The organism is Caulobacter sp. 602-2, assembly GCF_011043625.1.
GTDB lineage: Bacteria > Pseudomonadota > Alphaproteobacteria > Caulobacterales > Caulobacteraceae > Caulobacter.
In genome coordinates this window covers 216935-235046 of record NZ_JAAKGT010000006.1, presented here as the reverse complement: position 1 = coordinate 235046, position 18112 = coordinate 216935, and the positions used below count along the sequence as shown (strand labels likewise).

Below are 18112 nucleotides of genomic sequence, written 5' to 3'. Positions count from 1 at the left end.
AGACAGATTTTACCAGCGACTCACTGCAACAGCAACGCAACAATCGGCTATTTTCGCCATATTTGTGACTTTACCGCCACTTACCAAACTTCAATTTGGCCTTACCAATTTGGCGACCGCTTTAGCGACAGACCGCCCATTTGTCGCAAGTCACCCCATCAAGACTGGCGAAGCCGACCAGGTCCGAACCGCTCCACGCTCGCCCCTCGACAACCACACCGTCGACGACAACATCCGCCGCATCGACCACCACCGAGCGCGCCTCCTCGGACTTCACGACGATGTTCCTGAGCGCCAAGCCTCGAATGGGGCTGCGCGGAAGCCCGCGAACGACCAGCACGCGCTCGGTCCGCTCGACCCGGCAGTTGGACACCGAGACCGACTCGATGACCGGCGTGAACGGCCCGCCATCGCCCTCTTCGTAGTGCATCCACACCTGGATGAAGGCCTTGTCGATGACGCCTACCGAGAGACGATCGAGGTGGATATCGCGCACCACCCCGCCTCGATAGCTGTTGGTCTTGATCACCAGGGCGCGGGTCAGATCAGGACTGTCCATCTGGCAGTCGCTCACGAAGACGTTGCGGATGCCGCCCGAGAGCTCACTGCCGATCGCCACGCCGGCATGCCCGTCCTTCATGCGGCACTTTCGAATAACGACGTTCTCGCACGAGACCCCCAGGCGACGCCCATCCGCGTTACGGCCCGATTTTAGGGCGATGCAGTCATCCCCGGTGTCGAGGACGCAATGCTCGATCAGCACGTCACGGCAGGCCTCCGGATCAATGCCGTCGTTGTTGGGGCCGTGACTGGCGCAAGTGACGCCGCGGATCGTGACGTCCGTGCACTCCACGGGATGCAATTGCCAGAACGGAGCGCTGTTGAAGGTCACACCTTCGACAAGGACCCGCCGGCTGCGATAGGGCTGGAAGAAGGAGGGCCGAAGCCGGCTGCCCGCGCCAAACACCCTCGCCTCCGGCGCGACGCCTTGTTCGGCCATCTCGAAAAGCCGAGCGCGGTCGCCTTTTTGGGTCTCGGCGATCGGCAGATCCTTGTAGCGCCCAGACCAGGACCCCTTCCACGGCCACCAGTGCTTGTCGTCCGCGCCGCCGTCGATCACGCCGCCCCCGGTGACGGCGATATCCTCGGCTCCGTAGGCGTAGATCAGCGGCTGGTAGCCCATCAGCTCGACGCCCTCCCAGCGCGTGAGGACGGGGGGCAAATAACGTTCGGGCTCAGGAATGAACTGAAGCTTGGCGCCGGCCGGCACGTGCAGCTCGGTTCTCGAGGCCAGGCGGATCGGACCCGTGCGGCACACCCCCTGAGGCAGGACCACGCGACCACCGCCCGCCGCCTCGCAAGCAGCCAAGGCCCTGGCCAGATCCGCGGAGTGATCGGCGCCCGGCGCGCCATCGCTCAGACGGACGGGAAAGTCACGCTTGGGAATTCGCGGCCGCTGGATCCGGGCGACGATCGCACGACTGCGCGCGTCCACGTCTACCGAATTGGACGAATGTGCCAGCGTCGGCGCGCCAGCGAGGACCACGGCCAACAGGGTCCGGCGCGAGACAGCCATATCCGACATGACCTTCACCGCGCTCATCGCCGTCCTCCGACAAACACCAGCCGCCCGGCGAACTGGCCCGCGGCCTTGGCCGGCGCGCCGGCCGGACCGGTCAGGTCGGCCGCCTGCCCCTTTGCGCCCATGGCCGGGATCGCCTGCATGAAGCCAAGATCGGTGGCGGGGAAATCGACGCTCGTGGTCGGAAAGTCGCCCAGGCGAGCGCCCAACTGCAGATAGGGCGCGCCTTCGGAATATATCGTCAGACCAGCGCCCGCCGCACTCAACGAAACCCAGCGCGGGTCGGCAAAATAGCCCGCGCGCTGCGGCGTCGGCAGACTTGCGTCTTCGCCTGCCGCGATCGGGTAGACGCCGACCCCGGTTCCCCGTTGCCGGTTCTTCCAGACAGGCGAGGGACCGCGGAGGCGCGCGGTAACCTTGGACACATCCTGCAACGGCGAGGCCAGCCCGACGCCGTGGTAGAGGAAATCGCCGGTCAGGGCGTAGGCGTAATCCAAGGCCAGAACGCCATCGGACCTCAAGGTCCAGCGCGCCCGCTCCAGCCCGCCTGCGCCCGGCGCATCGAAGACGGCCTGCGGCAATTTCGAGTTCGGATCCCGCTCCTCCCCCGTCGAGACGGCGACCTGCGCCGCGTCGGGCGCAGCGAACCGCTCGGCCTCGTAGGCGATCCTGACCGACGCCACCTTCGGCTTGTCTCGAACGCCGGCCAGGTTGCTGATGCGAACCGCCGCGACCGATTGGGCCGGAAATGAAAAGGTGAGACCATCGCGCGGGAAGACCCGCGCACCGTCGTAGACCGTCTTCCAGATCTTCTCGTCCGCCGAGACCTCAAGCTTGAAGGCCGCCCAACCATCGGCCTCCTGACGGCCAAGATCGACCTCGATGAGATTGGCCTCGCCAGGCCGCGCGGGCCGGTAGCGCCCATCGCCCAGGTCCTTGACCGCCGCCCACCGTGGCTGAGCGCCGCTCGCCTTGGGTCGGGCGACGACGAGCCTGGGACCATCGCCAACCAAGCTCGCGCCGTCCGGGCTCACCAAGGCCTTGAGCAGCCCCGTGCGCGCGTCGAAGGTCGCGCGCGCTGAGCCGCAGGAGAGGCTGACCTCCTGGGGCAGGCGTTCGATGCGGGGCTTTGCGCAGAGAGCTTTTCCAGTGGTGGGCGCGACCACCCGGGCGGTCGGCCAGGACCACGTCCACAGGTCCTGCTCGCCGAGCGTCGCGCGGACCCGGAGCACATCGGCCTCACGCGCCGCGCGCGAAGTGGGAAGCTGCAGAGCGCCTTGTCCATGAGGCGCGATCGAGACGCCCTCGACGACACCCTGATCCAGCACCTGATCGCGCGCGCGACCGTCCGGGCCAGCGAGCTTGACCCAGCTCCAGCTGAACTTGACCCGCGCAGCGTCGGTGAAGTCGTAGTCGTTGCGAACGGTCAGACGACCATCAAACTCGCCGTCGAGGCTTGGCGGATCAATCTGGATCGGCGACCACACCTCCTTGACGGTGAAGTAGCTCGGCTCCTTCTCGTGCCGCGGCCCCACCAGGCCATCTGGTCCATAGGCGGCGTAGGTGTCGATCCGCCCGCCCTGGTCGCGACGCACGACGCCCTCGTCTGCGAGATTCCACAGGAATCCGCCCGCGCCCTTGGGGGAGCCCTTGATCGCCCGCCAGTAGTCGTCGAGACCCGATCCGCCGCCACCGTCATAGAGCCCGTGCAGGAACTCGGTCGGCATCACCAACGCCTTGCCCGATAGACGGCGCAGCAAGTCGGGGTAGCGAGGATAGTGCTTGGTGTCGACGCCACCGAACAGTTCCCAGGGATGCAGAACCGGACGGTTCTGCGGGTCGTAGAGCGCGAAATCGACGTCCAGCGCCCGGTTCCAGCCGCCCTCGTTGCCGTTGGTCCAGAGGATGATGCTGGGGTGGTTGACGTCCCGCTCGACGAGCTCGCGCACGAGCTTGCGCCCCACCTCGGTGTCGTGCGCGTGTTGCCAGCCGCTCAATTCGTCGATGACATAGAGCCCGAGCTCGTCCGCAGCTTCGAGAAAGGCCTCCTCGGCGGCGTAGTGCGACAGCCGCACCGCATTCATGTTGAGCGCGCGGATGGTGCGCGCATCTTCATAGGCGGCCTCGCGGCTGATCGCCCGACCGGTATCGGGCCGGAAGCTGTGGCGGTTCACCCCCTTGAGCAGAATCCGTTGGCCATTGAGATAGAGCCCGTCACCCTCGCGGATCTCGAAGGTCCGAAAGCCGAACCGCTTGGTGACCGCGTGAACCGCCTTGTCGCCCTCGTAGAGCGTAACGTCGAGCCTGTAGAGGTTGGGGGTTTCGGCGCTCCACAGCGCCGGAGAGGCGACGAGGCCGGTCAGTCTGATCTTGCCGGCGCCGCCGTCGGGAATAGCCGTTGAGAACGCCTCGCCCACGGCCTCACCGCTGGCCGTGCGCACCTGCCCGGTGACCCGCGTCACGGTCCTGGGCGCGCCGAGCGTGACGTCGGCCGCCAGGGTTCCGTCGGCTTTAGCGTCGATCGAGACCTGGCCGATCGACTGCTTGGGCGCAGCCTCCAGCCAGACCGGGCGATAGATGCCGCCGAACACCCAGTAGTCGCCGTGCCGTTCGGCGATGTCGGTGTCCTTGGCGGCCGACGCCTCATTCACCGTCACCTCGAGCGTGTTGCGCTCGCCGAGCTTGATCAGGTCTGTGATGTCGTAGCTGAAGCGATTGAAGCCGCCCTGATGCAAGGGCCCCGCAGACGCGCCGTTCACCGACACGCGCGTGTCGGTCATCACCCCGTCGAAGACGATGCGGACTCGGGAATCTTTCCACCCCGCCGGGGGGACGAACTCGGTGCGGTAGACGCCGGTGTCGGCGGCGCGCGGCCCCCGGTCATAGCCATACTGGTAGTGGCCAAAGCCCTCCAGCTGCCAGTTGGACGGCACGGGGATCTTGGCCTGTTCGCCGGCTCGCGCGCCGCCGTCGATCACGAAGCTCCAGTTGGTCGGCGCTTCAGGCCCAGGCCCAGACAGAAGCAAAGTCTCGGTCCGCGGCGGCTGCGCCAATGCCGCGCCAGCGCAGACCAACCAGGCCGCGGTGGCCATCCAGAAACGCTTAGCCCCGTCAACCAACGCCTGCTTCCTCCATCGCGCGGCGCCAAACGGACGCCGTCGGGTCAAGTTTTCCAGCAAACAGCCAGGGGTACGTTTTGCCTCGAACGCACAAAACGAATGGCTTGTGGTTTGACCTCTTCCGTCGGCCATATCTCGGACTGCCACCGCTGGCAATAGGGACATAACGCAGTTCTCGAAACATGACGCCGAGACCGTAGCGAAATCGCAACATCGGCAATTTTGCTCATTGCCACCGCTGGCAGAAAAGATATTGGTTCGAAAAACAACGAGACGACGGCCGCTGCCGGGCGGTCGATGACGTCGGGAGGAAACCAGAGAAAATGATCAGACAAGCTCACACGCGACGGTCCACCCGGATCGGATCCGTCTCCATTCTCGCCCTGACCATCGCCTGTGGTCTGACCTCCATGGCCAGCGCCCAGACTGCTTCGCCTGCGCCCCAACCGGGCGCTGAGCCGGTCGACGCCTCGACCGAGGTGACCGAAGTCGTCGTCACCGGCTTTCGAGCCTCCCTGAACAAGGCGCTGGTCGAAAAGCGGACGGAAGCCGCCGCCATCGACAGCATCGTGGCCGAGGACATCGGCAAGTTTCCCGACGCCAACCTGGCGGAGTCCATGCAGCGTGTGCCGGGCGTGGCGCTATCGCGCGGCGACGGCGGCGAAGGCCGCAACATCAGCGTGCGCGGCCTTGGCGCCGCATTCACGCGAGTTCGCGTCAACGGCATGGAGGCCGCCGCCCAGACCGGCGCCTCGGACATCTACGGCGCGGCAAACTCCGGCCGCTCGTTCGACTTCAACGTCTTTCCGACCGAGATCTTCTCGGCGCTGACGGTGCGCAAGACCACTTCCGCTGATGTCGAGGAAGGCTCCCTGGGCGCCACGGTCGATCTCTCCGCGCCGCGCCCTCTCGACCAGCGCGGGGACTTCGTGTTCACGGCGACGGCCCGTGGCGTCTCCAACGAGCTGGCCAAGGACGCCGACCCGCGCCTTTCGGCGCTGGTCTCCAAGACTTTCGACGACGGTCGATGGGGCGTGCTCGGCTCGTTGAGCTATCAGAAGCGCCACCTGCGCGAAGTCGGCTACTCGGCTGTCGACATCCTGTCGGCCAACACCAACGGCGGCTTCTGTTCGCCGATCGGCTTCACCCCGCAGAACCCGGCCAACAACGCGGCCAAGGGCGCGGACGCGGCCAACTGCAGCACCGGCAACCCTCGCACCAGCAGCCTTGCCGCCTACCAGACCATCTACAACGCTCGGCGGGCCGACCTGTCGACGACCGCCGGCAGCGGCGCGTTCTTCCCCCGCCTGCCGCGCTACAGCAACTCCGAGCAGGAGCAGAAGCGAGTGGGCGGCAGCTTCACGCTCCAGTTCAAGCCCGACGATCGCACCGACATCTCGCTGGACCTGATCTACAGCAAGTTCAACGTGGTTCGTGACGACAACTACATTGAGGCGGTGTCGTTCGCCCGCTCGGCCTCCAACAACGGTCAGCCGATGACGTCCGTGAAGGACGTCCAGCTGTCTTCGAACGGGTCGGTGATCTACGGCCTGTTCGACGGCGTCGACGTCCGCTCCGAAGGCCTGCATTCGGAATTCTCGACGACGTTCAAGCAGGCCAACCTCAACTTCAAGCGCGAGATCAGCGACAGGCTGAAGATCTCGGGCGTCTTCGGGGTCAACGACAGCAAGTTCGTCGACAAGATGCGCTTCCAGTATTTCATGGACGCGATCGACACCGACAACTTCTCGATCGACTACCGCGACGGCGGCAGCACGCCGATCCTCGGCTTCGGCTTCGACGTGTCGAACCCCGCCAACTACGCCTATGCTCCGGCGCTCGCCGACGGCACCGTGCTCGGCGGCTTCAGCTTCCAGAGCAAGCCCGCCAGTTCCCAGACCCAGGGGATCAAGAGCGAACTGAACCTGGACTGGGCGTTCGACGACGCCCTCACCTTCCGTTTCGGAGGCCAGTATCGCAGCGCCGAGCAGAAATCGTTCGACACCCGGATCTACACCGCCGACGCCGTGGTCAAAGCGCTGCCGGCCGGGGTGACCCTCGCCAGCCTGACCAAGCAGATTTCTGGCGTCGACAAGCTGTGGGGACGCGGCGCGCCATCGAGCTGGGCAAGCCTCGACTGGGCCAAGCTCATCGACGCCTACAATCTGGACGAGGTCAGGACCTGTCACGCCGAATGCGGCAGCCCGGACGCAGTTATCCGGGAGGAGGTCCTGGCTGGCTACGCGATGGCCGAGTTCAAATTCGACGACGTGCTGGGTCTTGGCGTGCGTGGCGATGCGGGCGTTCGCTACGTGCACACCGACCAGTACACTGCGGCCAATGTGGCGGTCACCTCGGCCGCCTCGCCGACGGGGGTCACCGGCCAGCGCGGCTCGGTGGATCGTTCGTATGAAGACTGGTTGCCGTCGGCCAACCTTGTCGTTGAAGCCACGCCTGACCTGCTGTTCCGGTTCGCTGCGTCCAAGGTCATGGCTCGCCCCGACCTCGGCTCGCTGACGCCCAGCAGCGGCGTCAACCCTGTGACCCGCACCGGGACCGTCAACAACCCCTATCTCGACCCGATCCGCGCCAAGACCTTCGATGCCAGCGTGGAATGGTACTTCCACTCGGGCGCCCTGCTGTCGGCCGCGTTCTTCTACAAGGACATCGACACCTACATCCAGCGCGTCAGCACCCAGACGCCGTTCAATCAGCTGGGGCTGCCCGTGGAGTTGCTGGCGGGCAGCAACACCAGCGCCGACGAGCTGTTCACGGTCTCCACGCCCTTCAACACCAAGGGCGGCCCGCTCAAGGGGCTCGAGCTCAACGCCCAGGTGCCGCTGTTCTTCCTGCCCGGCAAGTGGAGCAACTTCGGCGTCCTGGCCAACTACACCTACGTGACCTCGGAGATCGACTACATTCTGGCCAGCGTCAACGGCGTGCCGACGGTGACCACCACCGCGGACCTGGTCGGCCTTTCCAAGAACACCGCCTCCGGCACCTTCTATTACGAAGACAACCGTTTCGGGGCCCGGGTCACCGCCAACTATCGCGGCAGCTACATCCGAGGCATCCCGGCCTCGGCAGGCAGCGACCTGCAAGGCAATGCGCCGACGCTCTTTGTCGATGCTTCGGCCTCGTATGAGATCAGCGATCGCGTGAAGCTGATCCTCGAGGTCCAGAACCTCACCGACGAGCAAAACCGCCTGTACGTCGACAGCGTCCGCAAGGACACGCTGTTCGAGACCCGTGTGGGCCGCAACTTCACCTTCGGCGTCAACTACCGTTTCTAGGCTCCCCTCCTGGGGCCGCGCTCCTGCGGGCGCGGCCCCTTCTTTTTCGAGCCTTCGACAACTTCGGCAGCCTTGCCTGCCTTGATCTTTTCCGCGCGCTCAGATCGAGGCGCAGCTCATAGGGGATGAAGGCCCAGTGCCCCTTTCTACGGACGACCAGAGCTCGGAGATCGACGGCGCCATCCACGGCGTCGACCCGCGCGACCACGTCGCCACCGCCCTGCGGCCCCTCAGCGCCGGGGAAACCGTTGATCTGCACGGCCAATCGATCCTGGTGCGGAGCGAGATCCCCAAGGGTCACAAGATCGCCGTCCGCGCCGCCGCGAAAGGCCAGGACGTGCTGAAATACGGCTGGCCGATCGGCCGGGCCACCAGCGACATAGCCGTCGGCGACCACGTGCACGTCCATAACGTCGAGACCCGGCTGGAAGGCGTCGAGGGCTACGCCTACGCCCCGGCCGCCACGGACAACACCGAGGTGGTCGGCGAGCGCAGCTTCCTCGGCTATCGCCGCAAGAATGGCCGGGTCGGCACCCGCAACGAGATCTGGGTGCTGTGCACCGTCGGCTGCGTGGCCAACACCGCCCGCCGCATCGCCGAAAAGGCCAACGCCCGCTTCGCCGGCCGCGTCGATGGCGTGTTCGCCTTCCCCCACCCGTTCGGCTGCTCGCAGTTGGGCGACGATCTTTCCCACACCCGCCAGCTGATCGCGGGCCTGGCCGCCCATCCCAACGCCGGCGGCGTGCTGATCCTGGGTTTGGGCTGCGAGAACAACCAGCTGAAGGCGCTCCTGGAAAGCGCGCCCGACCTCGATCCCGAACGGCTGCGCTCATTCACCACCCAGTTCGTCGAGGACGAATATGAGCAGGGCCTGGAGGCCGTCGAGGAACTGGTCGCCATCGCCGAACAGGACCGCCGCGAGCCCGCCCCGATCTCCGAACTAGTGGTGGGCCTGAAGTGCGGCGGCTCGGACGGCTTCTCCGGCGTCACCGCCAACCCGCTGGTCGGCCGCATCGCCGACAAGGTGGCCGCCGCCGGCGGCACGCCGGTGCTGACCGAGATCCCCGAGGTGTTCGGAGCCGAGAACGTGCTGCTGCAAAGGGCTGCAAGTCGCGAGATCTTCGACGAGGCCGTGGCGGTGATCGACGACTTCAAGCGCTACTTCATCGACAACAGCCAGCCCATCTACGAGAACCCCTCGCCCGGCAACATCGCCGGCGGCATCACCACCCTGGAGGAGAAATCCCTGGGCGCGGTGCAGAAGGGCGGCCGCGCGCCGCTGGTCGAGGTGCTGCGCTATGGCGAGCGGGTCGGCCTGCACGGCCTGACCCTGCTCGAGGCGCCCGGCAACGACGCGGTGTCGTCCACCGCCCTGACAGCCGCCGGCGCCACGGTGATCCTGTTCACCACCGGCCGCGGCACCCCTCTGGGCTTTCCCGCCCCGACGCTGAAGATCGCGTCCAACAGCGCCCTGGCGGCCCGCAAGCCGTCGTGGATCGACTTCGACGCCGGGGTGGTGCTGGACGGCCAGACCATGGACCAGGCCGCGGGCTCCCTTCTCGATCTGGTGGTCGCCACCGCCTCGGGCCAGGAGACCAAGGCCGAGCGCAACGGCGAGCGCGAGATCGCCATCTGGAAATCGGGAGTGACCCTTTGACCCCTTCGCTGGACCGTCTTTCGAGCGGCAGCGTCTTCGGCGCCTCGCCGAGGGTGCAACTGCCTGCCTACGACCGCGACAAGGTCGAGATCGGCGTCGTCCACTTCGGCCCCGGCGCCTTCCACCGCGCCCACCAGGCATTCTATTTCGATCGCCTGCTCGAGAGCGACCCACGCTGGGGGATCTGCGCCGTGTCGCTGAAGAGCCCTGGCGTGCGCGACGCCCTTGGCCCCCAGGACGGCCTCTACACCCTGGCCCAGCTCGACCGCGAGACCAGCTTCCGGGTCATCGGCTCGATCCTCGAAGTGCTGGTCGCGCCGGAAGACCCGCACGCCGTCTTCGCCCGCCTGGCCGCGCCGCAGACCCGCCTCGTCACCCTGACCGTCACCGAGAAGGGCTACACCCTGACCGGCGAGGGCAAGCTCGATACGGCCCACCCCGACATCGTCCACGACCTGGCCTCGCCCGGCCAGCCGGTCAGCGCCGTCGGCTACATCGTCGAGGGCCTGCGCCGCCGCTTCGCCGCGGGCCTTGCGCCCTACGCGGTCGTGGCCTGCGACAACCTCGCCGACAACGGCTGGCGGCTGAAGGCGGCCGTGATCGCCTTCGCCCAGGCCGTGGATCCTGCCCTGGCCGCCTGGATCGAGGCCAAGGCCGCCTTCCCGCGCACCATGGTCGACAGCATCACCCCGGCCACCGACGACGCCCTGCGCGCCCGCGTCCAGGCCGCCACGGGCCTGGCCGACGCCTGGCCGATCCAGCGCGAGGCCTTCACCCAGTGGGTGGTCGAGGACGTGCTGGGCGACGGCGCTCCGGACCTCGCCTCGGTGGGCGTGACCCTGACCGACGACGTGCGCGGCTTCGAGCGGGCCAAGCTGCGCCTGCTTAACGGCGTGCACTCCACCCTGGCCTATGCCGGCCTGCTCAAGGGCCACGAGACCGTGTTCCAGGCGGTGGGCGATCCGGCGTTGGAAGCCCTGGCCCGCGACCTGATGGTCCAGGACATCATCCCGACCCTGACCGCGCCGCGCGGCCTGGACCTGCCCGCCTACGCCGAGGCCATCCTCGACCGCTTCCGCAACCCCGAGATCCGCCACCTGCTGAGCCAGATCGCCTGGGACGGCTCGCAGAAGCTGCCCTTCCGCATCCTCGGCACGGTGAAGGACGCCCTGGAGGCCGGCCGCAGCGTCGAGCGCCTGGCCGTACCGATCGCCGCCTGGTTCCAGTTCCTGAAAGCCCGCGCCGCCGAGGGCGTCGCCGTCACCGATCCGCTGGCCGACCGCCTGCTGGCCGTGGTCCAGGCTCTGCCGGGAGAGGCGAAGGGCGACGTGGCCGCCTTCCTGGCGGTGGAGGCGGTGTTCCCGGCACAGCTGGCGGCCGACGACAGGTTCTTCGACGCCCTTCAGAAAGCCTATGCCGATCTCGACCTGCACGCCGGCCTGCTGGCTGGCGCTGCGTAGGACAAGCCCTTGCTGTCGAGCCAAGAGATGAGCCACGATCCTCGCCTCCCATCGCCGATCGCCTCTCCCGCCCAACGCGTGGTGCGGGTCGACAGCCAGCCTCAGACGACGGCGGAGGATCTCGGCCGGTCGATCGTGACGGGTCGATACGATATCGAGGTCTTTCCGAGCGAACAGGAGATCACCCAGCGCTATGGCGTTTCACGCGCCACGGCCAGGGACGCCGTGAAGATCCTGGCGGCCCGGCGCCTGATCCTGCCGCGCGCCGGCGGCCGACGGGCGGTTGTCGCCACCCAGGACCAATGGCCCCTGTTCGACCAGGAAATTCTTGGCTGGCTGCTGAAGGCCAAGGGCGCCTGTCGGCTCAGGATTGAGCTCATGCAGGTTCGCAGAAGCGTCGAGCCGGCCGCTGCGGCCATGGCTGCAGCATCGGCCTTGCCGGTCCAGCGCGGCGCGATTGAGGCGGCCTTGGCCACCCTTGAAGGCGCTTCGGGCAGAGAGGAAGTTCGCGACGCCGAGTTCGCTTTCCATGCCGCTATTTTGGATGCGAGCGGAAATCGCTTCTTCCAGCAGATCCGATCCATCGTCGCCGCAACGCTCGAGCTCGCGCCCGTAGAGGACGCTCAGCCACACCTGGAAGCCCGAGACCAGGCGGCCGAGCGACTGATCGCCGACGCGATCAGAAACCACGACCCCGCCCGCGCTCAGGCGGCGATGGCCGAGGTGCTCGATCGCCTACTCAGCGAGGCCGAGGCGGCAGCGCCGGCCAAAAGGTCGATGCGCTACATCCCCCGCTACGGCCCGGATGCTTGATTTGACCTTCTCGCCAGAGCCTCGGCCCGCGCAGCCGATCGCCTGGCGCCTTCTCCGATCTTGCCCAGACGAACCGATAGGCCCCACACCATGACCCGCCCTCTCAAGCTGGACGACGACAGACTCTTTCCCGCCGATCCCTCCGTGCGCAGCGTCGCGCGCGAGCTCTATGCGACCGTCGCGGGCCTGCCGATCATCAGCCCGCACGGCCACACCGATCCGGCCTGGTTCGCGACCAACGAGCCGTTCCGCGACGCGACCGACCTTTTGCTGGCGCCCGACCACTACATCTACCGGATGCTCTACAGTCAGGGCGTGGCGCTGGACGACCTGAAGGTTCCCCGCAAGACGGGCGTCCCGGCCACCGATCCGCGGGCGGCCTGGAAGCTGTTCGCCGAGAACTTCCACCTCTTCCGCGGCACGCCGTCGTGGATCTGGCTGAACCACGTGTTCTCTAAGGTGTTCGGCTTCACCGAGTTCCTCGGCGAGGACAACGCCGACGCCTATTTCGACGGCATCAACGAGGCCCTGGCGACCGACGCCTTCCGCCCGCGCGCCCTGTTCGACCGCTTCAACATCGAGACCCTGGCCACCACCGAGGGGCCGCATGATCCTCTGAAGCACCACAAGGCGATCCGCGAAAGCGGCTGGGGCGGCCACGTCATCACCGCCTATCGCCCCGACGCGGTCATCGACTTCGAAGACGAGCGCTGTCCTCGCGCCCTGGAGCGGTTCGCCGAGGTGTCAGGTCAGGACGTCTACAGCTGGAAGGGTTATCTCGAGGGCCATCGACTGCGCCGCCAGGCCTTCATCGAGGCCGGCGCCACTTCCTCCGACCACGGCCATCCCACCGCAGCCACCGCCGACCTTTCGGACGTCGAAGCTGAAGCGCTCTTCGACCGCCTTCTGATGGGGGATGTAACCCCTCAGTCGGCTGAGCTCTTCCGCGCCCAGATGCTGACCGAGATGGCCAAGATGAGCCTCGAGGACGGCCTGGTTATGCAGATCCACCCCGGCTCGCACCGCAATCACAATGTCGGTCTGCTGCAGAGCCACGGTCGCGACAAGGGCGCCGACATCCCGATGCGCACCGAGTATGTGGATGCGCTGAAGCCGCTGCTGACCCGCCTGGGCAACGACCCGCGCCTGTCGATCATCCTTTTCACCCTGGACGAGACGACCTACAGCCGCGAACTGGCCCCGCTGGCCGGCCACTATCCGGTGCTGAAGCTGGGTCCGTCCTGGTGGTTCCACGACAGCCCGGAAGGCATGATGCGCTTCCGCGAGCAGGTCACCGAGACCGCCGGCTTCTACAACACCGTCGGCTTCAACGACGACACCCGCGCCTTCCTGTCGATCCCCGCCCGCCACGACGTCGCCCGCCGCGTCGACAGCGCCTTCTTGGGCCGCATGGTGGTCGAGCATCGCATGGACCTGGTCGAGGCCCAGGAGCTGATCGTCGACCTCACCTTTAACCTGCCCAAGAAGGCCTACAAGCTTGACGTCCCCGGGATGCTCAGGCGCGCGCACTGAAGCGCGCTTAGGTCAGGGATGATCATGATGACCGGTCAAACCTCACGACGCGCCCTGCTAACCCAGGTCGCCGCGGCCGCCCTGACAGGGCTGCTGCCCTCATCCGTCCTCGCGGCGGAACGTCTGGACCCCTGGGCGCGAGCGCGATGGATCGCCAAGACGGTTCGGGCGCCGGCCTTCCCCAAGCGCGATTTTCCCGTCACCCAGTTCGGCGCCAAAGGCGATGGCCTGTTCCTGAACACCAGCGCCTTCGCCGCGGCGATCGAGGCGTGCGCGAAGGCAGGCGGCGGCCGCGTGGTCGTGCCGGCGGGGCGCTATCTCACCGGTGCGATCCGGCTGAAGTCCAACGTCAATCTGCATGTTACCGAAGGCGCCACCCTGCTCTTCAGCACGGAGCCGACCGACTATCCGATCGTCTTCACGCGGTGGGAGGGGACGGAGGCGATGAACTATTCGCCGCTGATCTACGCCTACAAGGAACGCAACATCGCCATCACCGGCGAAGGGACGATCGACGGCCAAGCCAGTCCCGAGCACTGGTGGTCGTGGAAAGGACGCTGGGGCGGCAAGGAAGACTACGGCTGGCGCCCGGGCATGCCTGATCAAAAGCCTTCTCGGGCGGCGCTGTTCAAAATGGCCGAGGACGGTGTCCCGGTCGAACAGCGGGTGATGGGCGAGGGCCACTACCTACGGCCGCCGACCATTCAGCCCTACGACTGCGAGAACGTGCTGATCGAAGGCGTCCAGATCCGCCGATCTCCATTCTGGAACATCCACCCTGTCCTGTGTCGGAACGTCATCGTCCGCGGTGTCGACGTCATGAGCCACGGCCCCAACAACGACGGCTGTGACCCTGAAAGCTGCGACCTGATGGTGATCGAAGACTGCGTCTTCGACACCGGCGACGATTGCATCGCCATCGACTCGGGGCGGGACGCCGACGGGAGACGCCTGGCCACGCCATCGCAGAATATCCTGATCCGAAACTGCACGATGAGGCGAGGTCACGGCGGCCTCGTCATCGGCTCGGTGATCGCCGGCGGGGTCCACCACGTCTTCGCCGAAAACTGCGAGCTCGACAGTCCCGATCTGATGTACGCCATCCGCTTCAAGAACAACGCCGCGCGTGGCGGCTTGCTCGAGCACTTCTACTACCGAGACATCAAGGTCGGGCAGGTGAGTCACGCGGTCATCACCTGCGACTTCAATTACGAGGAAGGCGCCCGCGGAAAGTTCAAGCCCATCCTGCGCCATGTCAGGATCGAACGGCTGACCGCCAAGCGCGCCTTTCGGGTGATCGACAGCCAGGGGCTGCCCGACGCGCCAGTGACCGACATCGAGCTTCGCGACTGTCGCTTCGAGGGCGTCACGGCGCCGAGCGTGATCGCATTCACCGAAGGGCTCAAGCTCGCCAACGTGAAGGTCAACGGCGACATCGTGGCGAGCCTCTGATCCATGCGGGACACCTTCGCACTTTCGTTCACGCGCGGTCGGTCCCGCGTGCTGCAGGCGGCGCTTCTGGCGGCATTGGGCCTGCTGGCCTCGTCCCTCGCGCCGGCAGAGGCCAGCGAGGCTGGTTCAGGCTGGGTCAGCGCCTGGTCGACCGGGCTGATGACCGCCGATGCAGCCCATCCGCCGCCCTTTGCCCAGGGACCGACGACGGTTCGCCAGGTTGTGCGATTGACCGGCGGCGGCAAACGCGTCCGACTGCGGCTTTCCAATGCCTTTGGGTCAGGGCCGCTCCAGATCGACGCCGCGCGCCTGGCGCTATCCAGCAAGCCGAAATCGGCCGCGATCGATCCGAGCTCCGTCCGCAAGGTTACGTTCGATGGTCGCGACTGGGTCATCATCCCACCGGGCGCGGTCTACCTTTCGGACCCCGTGGACATGCCGGTGGCGCCTTTGGCGCGTTTGGCCGTGACCCTGCAGTTTCCGGTCGCACCGCCCGGTGCGACGATCCATAGGGCCGCGCGCACGACGACCTACCTCGCCGCCGGGGCCGATCCGAGCGCCGCTGACCTCCCCGCTGCGGCGACGATTCTGCAATGGCTTCAGCTGTCTGCCGTAGAAGTCGAAAACCCGAAAGCCGTCGTCATCGCGGCGTTCGGCGACTCCATCACCGACGGGAGCGGAACGCGCGACAACAGCTATCAGCGTTGGCCTGACCTTTTGGCGGAACGGCTGCAGGCGGACCCGAAGCGACGTCACTGGGCGATCATCAACGCCGGCATCGGCGGCAACCGGCTGTTGAAGGACGGGCTGAGTCCGAGCGGTCTGGCCAGGCTGGACCGCGACGCCCTTTCCCTCCCCGGCGTCCAGACGCTTATCGTCCTCATCGGGGTCAACGATATCGGGTTCGTGTCCCGCGAGGGGCCTGTAACCCCCGATACGCGCCAGGTCGTGGTGGAGGGATTAAAGAGCGGCTATCGGCAAGTGGTCGAACGGGCGCACGCTCGCGGAGTGCGGGTCGTCGGCGCGACGATCCTGCCTTTCGGCGGCGCCAAGGCCTATCGCTCGGACGCTGACGCAGACGCCGATCGCCAAGCCGTCAATGACTGGATCCGCACGTCCGGCGTGTTCGACGCCGTCATCGATCTGGACGCCGTTGTGAGAGATCAAGATCGCCCCGCCACGCTTCGGGCCGAGTACGACAGCGGCGACCATCTTCACCCGTCCCCCGCGGGCTATAGAGCGATCGCAGACGCTATTCCGCTGGACCTTCTGGTTGCCAGGCGCAGGTGAGTCAGACGGTAGCAGGCGGGCCGTCACCGCGCGGCTCTCTTGCCTGGAGAGAGGACGCGCGCCTCCTTCGGAAGATAGGCTAGGGGCTGAAGCACTCGACACACGCTCACGATTGGCTAAAGCGTTTGAAGGTTTGCCATGTACGCTTGATGACCAGAATTCTGCCCACTGACGCCTCCATCGCCGATGTCGCCGAACGCTGTGGCGTCTCGGAACGGACTGTCTCGCGTGTCCTGAATGGATCGGCGGCGGTGAACGCCCGGACCCGCGCCATGGTCCAGGAGGTGATCGACGCCTTGGGCTATAAGCCAAGCGCTCGCGCCCGCGCGCTTGCCACGGGCCGCTCCAATCTCGTCGGCTTGATCCACGACGACCCCAACGCCCTCGTTCTCGACCCTGTGCAGCGTGGCCTGACCGCCATGCTGGGCGCGCAAGGCATCGAGCTTGTCGTCCACCCCTGCCGGTATGGATCGAGTGATCTGCTCGATGACGTTCGCGGCTTTGTCCAGCGCTCGCGTGTCGACGGCGTGATTGTCCTGCCGCCGGTCTCGGAATTGGCCGAACTTCATGACGCGATCGCGCAGACGGGGACGCCTCTGATCGCGATCGCCAGCGTCCCCATTGCCGGTGCCGACATGCTGCTTCCGATGGAGCGCGAAGCCGCACGCGATCTGACGCGCAGCCTGATCGAACAGGGCCATGAAGACATCGCCTTCGTCTCTGGCCGGCCAGCTTTCAACTCGGCTCAGCAGCGACGCCTCGGCTTCCTCGACGCCCTGGACGAAGCGGGCCTGAAGCCGTTCAGCATCACGGCCGGCGACTACAGCTTCGAGTCCGGACTTCGCTGCGCCACCGAGATATTGGACACCGCCAACCGACCCACCGCGATTTTCGCGGCCAACGACTTCATGGCTGCGGGGGTCCTTCGTGTGGCCCATGGCCTCGGGATCGTGGTGCCGGACGACCTTTCGGTCGCCGGGTTCGACGACAGCAGCATCGCCCAGGTCGTCACCCCGCCGCTGACGACGATCAATCGCCCGATGCGGACAATTGCCGAGCGGGCCGCCCAGCGGCTGCTTCTCCATCTCGAAGGCGGCCGACCGGCGCCGTCCGACACCACGCAGATCCCGCTATCGGTGGTCGTGCGTCAAAGTACAGGCCCTCGGCGCGCTTGCTAACGGCCGCCCAGACAGGCCAAGGCGCCCTAACGGCGCGGATATCGCTCTCGCACCAGCAACTGCACTTCGCGGTAGGAAAAGGATGCAGGGCGACCGACCAGAAACCTCGGCGCGAAATGGGCTATCAGCTTGTCCCCTGGCTCAAGTGCGACGCGCACTTGACGGCGCGCGCGGCCTAGATCGTGCGCGGCCGGATTTTCGAAGCCCCATTCGGCAATGAGCCTGGTCACCATCCGCTCCAGACGCGCCCTTCGCGCCTCGCCCTGGCATTGCGTCCGCACGTAATGGGCCAGCGCTTCGAGAAAGAGTTTTTGGCAGTTCATGACCGTCATTCGCTTGGCCAGAGTCGTCTCGAGCGCGGGATAGAAGGCACCGGTTTCGTGAAGGCGCCGGTAAAAGGCCGCGGCCTCGTCCAGGAGAAATCCCTCTGACACTTCTTCCTCGGAGGCGATGAAGAGAAAAGCGGGAGCAGGCTCGCTAAGGTCCACCAGCTTGAAGAGATGCAGGCCAAAGCAGAGTGCGAAGACCCTCCCAAGTTCAGCGATGAGCAATATTGCCCGCAACTGGGGACGCGTTGCTCGCCTCGTCCCGACCTCCAGGAAGCGGACCTTCCCGACTTCGGCGTTGAGTCAGGTGCGGGCGTTAGGCGGGCGCACCGCCGCTGCTGGCGGAAACCACGAACCTCAATCCCGCCGATTGCCGCCGCTTGTTTCTCTTTCTACGCCTGGATGATCG

11 protein-coding genes are annotated in these 18112 nt (G+C 66.4%); 8 read left to right on the top strand and 3 right to left on the bottom strand.

Annotated elements, in window-relative coordinates:
- Positions 1-121 precede the first annotated feature (121 nt).
- Positions 122-1603 carry a glycoside hydrolase family 28 protein gene (locus G5B46_RS14810; protein ID WP_165259791.1) on the bottom strand — a complete coding sequence of 494 codons (1482 nt, stop codon included), beginning with the start codon at positions 1601-1603 and terminating at the stop codon, positions 122-124.
- Positions 1600-4674, bottom strand: coding sequence for a glycoside hydrolase family 2 TIM barrel-domain containing protein (locus G5B46_RS14805; RefSeq protein ID WP_165259789.1), 3075 nt, complete (start codon positions 4672-4674; stop codon positions 1600-1602). Before G5B46_RS14805 ends, G5B46_RS14810 begins: the two co-directional genes overlap by 4 nt.
- A gap of 350 nt (positions 4675-5024) precedes the next feature.
- On the opposite strand from G5B46_RS14805, the gene G5B46_RS14800 reads away from it, so the two are divergent.
- The 8 genes from G5B46_RS14800 to G5B46_RS14765 all read left to right on the top strand — a co-directional run bounded on the left by G5B46_RS14800 (position 5025) and on the right by G5B46_RS14765 (position 17377).
- Positions 5025-7994 (top strand): TonB-dependent receptor, encoded by a 2970-nt coding sequence (locus tag G5B46_RS14800; protein ID WP_165259787.1) that lies wholly within the window; start codon positions 5025-5027, stop codon positions 7992-7994.
- Between the two features lie 136 nt (positions 7995-8130).
- On the top strand, positions 8131-9651 hold the full coding sequence (locus G5B46_RS14795; RefSeq protein WP_165259785.1) for an altronate dehydratase family protein: 1521 nt from the start codon (positions 8131-8133) through the stop codon (positions 9649-9651).
- Entirely contained in the window at positions 9633-11111 is a 1479-nt protein-coding gene (locus G5B46_RS14790; protein WP_165259897.1) for a mannitol dehydrogenase family protein, read from the top strand. The genes G5B46_RS14795 and G5B46_RS14790 overlap by 19 nt, the downstream gene beginning before the upstream one ends.
- Before the next feature lie 9 nt (positions 11112-11120).
- On the top strand, positions 11121-11924 hold the full coding sequence (locus tag G5B46_RS14785) for an FCD domain-containing protein (RefSeq protein WP_165259783.1): 804 nt from the start codon (positions 11121-11123) through the stop codon (positions 11922-11924).
- Between the two features lie 90 nt (positions 11925-12014).
- Entirely contained in the window at positions 12015-13457 is a 1443-nt protein-coding gene (uxaC, locus tag G5B46_RS14780; RefSeq protein WP_165259781.1) for a glucuronate isomerase, read from the top strand.
- Positions 13458-13484: 27 nt separating this feature from the next.
- Entirely contained in the window at positions 13485-14909 is a 1425-nt protein-coding gene (locus G5B46_RS14775; RefSeq protein WP_165259779.1) for a glycoside hydrolase family 28 protein, read from the top strand.
- A 3-nt stretch (positions 14910-14912) separates the two neighbouring features.
- On the top strand, positions 14913-16199 hold the full coding sequence (locus G5B46_RS14770) for an SGNH/GDSL hydrolase family protein (protein WP_165259776.1): 1287 nt from the start codon (positions 14913-14915) through the stop codon (positions 16197-16199).
- A 149-nt stretch (positions 16200-16348) separates the two neighbouring features.
- Entirely contained in the window at positions 16349-17377 is a 1029-nt protein-coding gene (locus G5B46_RS14765) for a LacI family DNA-binding transcriptional regulator (protein WP_165259774.1), read from the top strand.
- Positions 17378-17403: 26 nt separating this feature from the next.
- On the opposite strand, the gene G5B46_RS14760 is transcribed toward G5B46_RS14765, so the two are convergent.
- A complete protein-coding gene (locus G5B46_RS14760; RefSeq protein ID WP_165259772.1) occupies positions 17404-17928 on the bottom strand; it encodes a hypothetical protein in 525 nt (174 codons plus the stop codon).
- Positions 17929-18112 lie beyond the last annotated feature (184 nt).

Excerpts from the sequence above, each read along its gene's own strand:
- uxaC (WP_165259781.1), top strand. The coding sequence starts at position 12,015 with ATGACCCGCCCTCTCAAGCTGGACGACGACAGACTCTTTCCCGCCGAT.
- G5B46_RS14810 (WP_165259791.1), bottom strand. The coding sequence starts at position 1,603 with ATGAGCGCGGTGAAGGTCATGTCGGATATGGCTGTCTCGCGCCGGACC.
- G5B46_RS14805 (WP_165259789.1), bottom strand. The coding sequence starts at position 4,674 with ATGGCCACCGCGGCCTGGTTGGTCTGCGCTGGCGCGGCATTGGCGCAG.
- G5B46_RS14775 (WP_165259779.1), top strand. The coding sequence starts at position 13,485 with ATGACCGGTCAAACCTCACGACGCGCCCTGCTAACCCAGGTCGCCGCG.
- G5B46_RS14765 (WP_165259774.1), top strand. The coding sequence starts at position 16,349 with ATGACCAGAATTCTGCCCACTGACGCCTCCATCGCCGATGTCGCCGAA.
- G5B46_RS14770 (WP_165259776.1), top strand. The coding sequence starts at position 14,913 with ATGCGGGACACCTTCGCACTTTCGTTCACGCGCGGTCGGTCCCGCGTG.
- G5B46_RS14800 (WP_165259787.1), top strand. The coding sequence starts at position 5,025 with ATGATCAGACAAGCTCACACGCGACGGTCCACCCGGATCGGATCCGTC.